Raw genomic sequence first — 6105 nt, 5'->3', positions numbered from 1 at the left:
ACCCGCGGCCGAACGCGAAACCGCCACCCGGTTCGCCCTGCACCCAGCCCTCCTCGACGCCGCCCTACACACCAACGCGCTCGTCCAGGCCAAGGACGGCGCGAACGTGCTGCCGTTCGCCTGGAGCGGCGTCGCGCTGCACGCCGTAGGCGCGACGACGCTGCGAGTTCAGGTGACACCGACCGGATCCGACGGCCTCGCCCTGGAGGCGGTCGACACGGCCGGACAGCCAGTCCTGAGCGTGGCGGCGATCGCGTTCAGGCCGGTGGACGTCACTCGCATCGAGGCCGGCACCCCGACCCGGGATGCCCTGTTCCACCTGACCTGGACGGAGCACCTGGACGCCGCCGCCCAGCCCACGCGGGCGGTGACGCCGGTCCAGCTCAGCGCCCCGGACGAGGCCGCCGCGCTGGCCGACGCCGCGCCCGCGGTCACCGTGCTGGAGGCCACCGGTGACGATGCTGCCGCGCTGACCGGCCGAGTCCTGACCCTGCTACAGGCGTGGCTGTCCGCGACCGGCGGCCTGGCGGAGTCCCGGCTCGTCGTCGTCACCCGGGGCGCGGTTGCGGCCGGCCATCCCGCCGGACCCGAGCTGGCCGCGGCGGCGGTCTGGGGACTGATCCGGGCCGCCCAGGCCGAGCATCCGGACCGCATCGTCCTTCTCGATCTCGACGAGCAGCCGGTCGACGCGGTCCTGGACCGGGCTCTTGCCCTTGACGAGCCACAGGTGGCCGTCCGCGGGGACGCGCTGCTGGTGCCGCGCCTGGCTCACGCCCAGGCGCCCGAGTCGCCGGTGATCGTGCGCGACGGAGGCACGGTGCTGATCACTGGTGGCACCGGCTCGCTGGGCCAGCTGGTGGCCGAGCACCTCGTCACCCGACATGGCGTCCGGCACCTGCTGCTGGTCGGTCGCCGCGGCCCGCAGGCCCCCGGTGCCCATGAGGTCGCCGATCGGTTGCGGGAGCTGGGCGCCGAGGTCGACGTTCGTGCCTGTGACGTCAGCGACGGCGCCGCGCTGGCGGCCCTCGCGCGAAGCATCGACTCCGCCCACCCACTGGCCGGGATCGTCCACACCGCGGGGGTTCTCGACGACGGCGTGATCACCGCTCTGACTCCCGCCCGCCTGGACGGGGTGTTCGCCGCGAAGGCGACCGCGGCGAGCCACCTGGCCATGCTGGCGGACGAGCTGGCCGCGGGAGGGGCCGGTGACCTGGATCTGTTCGTCCTGTTCTCCTCCGCCTCCGGCGTGCTCGGCTCACCCGGCCAGGGCAACTACGGCGCCGCCAACGCCTACCTTGACGCGCTGGCCCATCGCCGCCGAGCCGCCGGACGCACGGCGACATCGCTGGCGTGGGGCCTGTGGCAGCAGAACACCGGCATGACCGCCCACCTGAGCGCGGCTGACCAGGCCCGAATGACCCGAGGTGGTGTCCGCGCGATCATGCCTGTCGAGGGCATGGAGCTGTTCGACGCCGCGCTCGGCACCGGCGAGGCACACCTGGTGCCCATCAAGCTGGACATGCGGGCACTGCGGGCTGATGCCGCCGCAGGTGTGACCCTGCCGGCGATGCTGCGTGGGCTCGTTCCCCCGGTCCGGGCGGCGAGGTCAGCCGCGGTGGGTGCCGGCGCCGGATCCGCGGGGCTGCTGCGGCGGCTGACCGGGCTGTCCGCGGGGGAGCAGGAGGCCGCGCTGCTGGCGTTGGTCGGCACGCACGTGGCGGCGACTCTCGGCCACGGCGACGTCGACGGGGTGCGGCCCGGGACAGCCTTCCGTGACATCGGCTTCGACTCGCTGACGTCGGTGGAGCTGCGCAACCGGCTGCGCGAGGCGACCGGGCTCAGGCTGACCGCGACCGTCGTCTTCGACTATCCGACCCCGGCCGCGCTGGCCGGCCACCTGCGCGACGAGCTCGGTAGCAGCACCGACGCACTCGCGCAGGTGGACGAGGACCTGCGCCGTCTCGAGTCGCTCATCGCCGGACTCCGGCAGGACGACGGCCGGCGCGCCGGCGTCGCGGACCGCCTGCAGAGCCTGCTCGTCCTCTGCAGAGGTGGCGAGGACGGCGAACGCGCAGTGGCCGACCAGCTGGAGGCCGCGTCCGCGGACGAGGTCCTCAGCTTCATCGACAAGGAGCTCGGACCGATGTGAGCCGGCGGGACCCCACGGACGGCCGACGCATCGGGAGGAACCGCTATGGCCACGGACGAGAAGCTTCTCAGCTACCTCAAGCGCGTCACCACGGAGCTGCACGACCTGCGCCGCCGGCACGAGAGCGGCACCGACGAACCGATCGCGATCGTGGGCATGGCCTGCCGCCTCCCCGGCGGAGTCAGCGATCCCGGCGCACTGTGGCGGCTGGTCAGCGAGGGACGGGACGGCATTTCGGCCTTTCCGGCTGACCGAGGCTGGGACCTCGACCGCCTGTTTGACGAGGACCCCGACACCACCGGCACCTCCTACGTCGACCGGGGTGGTTTTCTGCACGAGGCTGGACTGTTCGACGCGGCGTTCTTCGGTATCTCGCCGCGTGAGGCTGTCGCGATGGATCCGCAGCAGCGGTTGCTGTTGGAGACGTCGTGGGAGGCGTTGGAGCGGGCTGGTCTGGATGCGGCTGGTCTCCGGGGCACCGATGTCGGGGTGTTTACCGGGATCATGGGTGTCGACTACTTCATGGGCGGCTCCATCTCCGCCGAGCTGGAGGGTTTCACCGGTACGGGTGCGGCGCCGAGCGTGGCGTCCGGCCGGGTGTCGTATGTGTTTGGGTTCGAGGGCCCGGCGGTCACTGTGGATACGGCTTGTTCGTCCTCGTTGGTCGCGATTCATCTGGCCGCGCAGGCGTTGCGTCAGGGTGAGTGTTCGTTGGCGTTGGCTGGTGGCGCGACGGTGATGGCCACTCCGCACACGTTCGTGGAGTTCTCGCGTCAGCGTGGTCTTGCTCGTGACGGGCGGTGTAAGTCGTATGCGGATGCCGCGGATGGCACGGGGTGGGCTGAGGGTGCTGGTGTGATCGTGCTGGAGCGGCTTTCGGTGGCTCAGCGGCGTGGGCATCGGGTTCTGGCGGTGGTGCGGGGTTCGGCGGTGAATCAGGATGGGGCGTCGAATGGTTTGACGGCGCCGAATGGGCCGTCGCAGCAGCGGGTTATTCGGCGGGCGTTGGCGAGCGCGGGTTTGTCGGTGGGTGATGTGGATGTGGTGGAGGGGCATGGGACGGGCACGGTGCTGGGTGATCCGATTGAGGCGCAGGCGTTGTTGGCGACGTACGGGCAGGGTCGGCCGTCCGGCCGGCCGTTGTATTTGGGGTCGTTGAAGTCGAACGTCGGGCATACGCAGGGTGCGGCCGGGGTGGCCGGGGTTATCAAGATGGTGTTGGCGTTGGGTCATGGTGTGTTGCCGGCCACGTTGCATGTCGATGAGCCGTCTGCCCGGGTGGACTGGGGCGCTGGTGCGGTCGAGTTGCTGCGGACCCGCCGGTCCTGGCCGGACACCGACCGACCACGCCGTGCTGGCGTGTCGGGGTTCGGGGTCAGCGGCACCAATGCACACCTGATTCTCGAGCAGGCACCCGCGGCCCCGCGGGCGGACGAGCCGCAGGAGGGGCCGCGGGACATCAGCGGGCCGGTGGCGCTGACGCTGTCCGCCAGATCCGGGCGGTCACTGGCCGGGCAGGCCACGCGACTGGCCGGCATCCTGCGGGACGATGCCGCGCCGGCACTCGCCGACGTGGCCTGCGCCCTGCTCACCCGGGGCCGGCTGGACGAGCGCGCGGTCGTGGTGGCCGCTACGACCGCCGAGGCTGTGGCCGGCCTGGCTGGGCTGGGGGCAGGGGAACCGGGCGCGAACGTCGCGGTCGACTCGGGGGGCCGGGCACCGAAGGTCGTCTTCGTGTTCCCAGGACAGGGCTCGCAGCGCGTCGGGATGGGTCGGGAGCTGTACGAACGGTTCCCGGTGTACCGCAAGGCATTCGACGAGGTCTGCGCGCTGCTGGACGAGCGGCTGGCGGGCGCTGTCGCGCACCCCGTGCGCGAGGCCGTGTTCGAGTCACCGGGCGCGGCGCTGGACCAGACCGCCTTCACCCAGGCCGGGCTGTTCGCCGTCGAGGTCGCGCTGACCCGCCTGCTGGGATCCTGGGCGGTCCAACCCGCCGCGGTGATGGGGCATTCGATCGGCGAGATCACGGCCGCGCACGTCGCCGGGGTGCTGTCGCTGGCGGACGCCTGCACCGTCGTGGCCGCGCGCGGACGGATGATGCAGGCGCTTCCCGCCGGCGGGGCGATGGTCGCGGTCAACGCCGCCGTCGACGACGTCCGGTCGTTGCTGGGGGACGGCGTCGACCTCGCCGCGGTCAACGGCCCGGACTCGGTCGTGCTGTCCGGGGACGAGGAGCCCGTTCTCGCCGCGGCCGAACTGCTGCGTGCGGACGGCCGGAAGGTCCGGCGGCTGACCGTCTCCCATGCGTTCCACTCCGCCCGGATGGAACCCCTGCTCGTCGACTTCGCCGCCGCACTGGGCGACATCACCTGGAACCCGGCGCGGATTCCAGTCGTCTCCAACCTGACCGGCAGGGTCGCCGCGGCGGGCGAGCTGGCCTCGGTGGATTACTGGGTCGCCCACGTGCGCCGCCCGGTCCGGTTCCACGATGGCGTCCAGGCCTCGGGCGCCGACATCTTCATCGAGGTCGGTCCCGGTGGTGCCCTCACCGGTGTGCTCACCGAGACCGCCCCTGCCGTCCCGGCCCTTCGCGACGACCGGTCCCAGACCGAAACCCTCCTGATCGCGGCCGGCGAGCTGTTCGTCCGGGGGGTGGACGTCGACTGGAGCGCCACCCTCCCGACCGGCGCCCACTCGGCGGACGTCGATCTTCCGACCTATGCCTTTGACCATGAGCACTACTGGCTACCGCGGGTGGCGGTGGCCGGTGACCCCGCCGCGCTCGGTCTGGACACCGCCGACCACCCCCTGCTCGGCGCGCTGGTGACCCTGCCCGCGGACGGCGGCCTCGTGCTGACCTCCCGGCTGTCCGCCCAGAGCCATCCCTGGCTGGCCGACCACATCGTCGGTGACGCGGTGACGCTGCCGGCGGCCGGCTTCGTCGACCTCGCGATCCGGGCCGGTGACGAGGTCGGCTGCGGCCGGCTCGAGGAACTGACCGTCGACGCGCCGCTCGCGCTGCCGGACACCGGCGGCGTGCGGATCCGGATCGTGGTGGGCGGTCCGGCGCAGAACGGTACCCGGACCCTCAACGTGCACGCCGACCATGACGGTGACTGGATCCGGCACGCCACGGGCATCCTGGCACCGACGCCCGCCCATGGCCTCGACGACTCTGACGGCGCAGCTGGGCCGATGGCCGAGCTGACCGTCTGGCCGCCCGACGGAGCCCGGCCGATCGACGTCGACGACCTCTACGCCGAACTGGCTGTGCGCGGCTACGCCTACGGATCGTCCCTGCGCAACCTCCGGGCGCTCTGGCAGCGGGGCAGCGAGACGTTCGCCGAGGTCGCGCTGTCAGACGACCAGCAGGACGATGCCCGCCGTCATGGTCTGCACCCCGGCCTCCTGGAGGCGGCCCTGCACCCGGCGCTGCGCCTGGCGGTCGCCGACGACCCGGACGGCGAGCTGAGGCAGCCGCTCGCCTGGCAGCGCGTGGGACTGGCCGCGGTCGGCGCGGGCGCGCTGCGGGTTCGTCTGAGGCCGCTCGGGCCGAAACATCCGCACGCGGTTCGCCTCGACGCCTCCGACGACACGGGCGAACCGGTGCTCACCGCGTCCGCCATCACCCTGCTCCCGGTGCCGGCCGCCTCGTTCGCCGGACGAGACGTCGACGCGCCGCTGCATCAGGTGATCTGGACACCCGTTGCCGATCCGGCCTACCGGAGCGACCCGGCCGGACCGCTGATCATGGTGGACCGCGTCGGCGACCTACCGGCCGCCGTCGAGGCCGCCGTCGCCGGTTCCGCCGTCGCCGTGCTGAGCGCGGGCCCGGGCGCAGAGTCTGCCCTGGAGCGGACGTGCCGGGTGCTGGAAGTCGTGCAGGCCTGGCTCGCCGCCGGCGAGCTCCAGGAGACCCCGCTCGTCGTGGTGACCGCCGGCGCGGTGCCGGCGGG

2 protein-coding genes are annotated in these 6105 nt (G+C 72.6%); both read left to right on the top strand.

Annotated elements, in window-relative coordinates; all coding sequences use genetic code 11:
* Positions 1 to 2149: type I polyketide synthase (locus MXD58_RS17770; RefSeq protein WP_248841471.1), on the top strand; the 2149-nt coding region annotated here is incomplete at its 5' end.
* A gap of 45 nt (positions 2150 to 2194) precedes the next feature.
* Positions 2195 to 6105: type I polyketide synthase (locus MXD58_RS17765; RefSeq protein WP_250609603.1), on the top strand; the 3911-nt coding region annotated here is incomplete at its 3' end.

It is taken from the genome of Frankia sp. AgKG'84/4 (assembly GCF_023242965.2).
Taxonomy (GTDB): Bacteria; Actinomycetota; Actinomycetes; order Frankiales; family Frankiaceae; genus Frankia.
The sequence above is the reverse complement of the archived record's forward strand: the minus strand, read 5'-3'. Positions and strand labels throughout refer to the sequence as shown.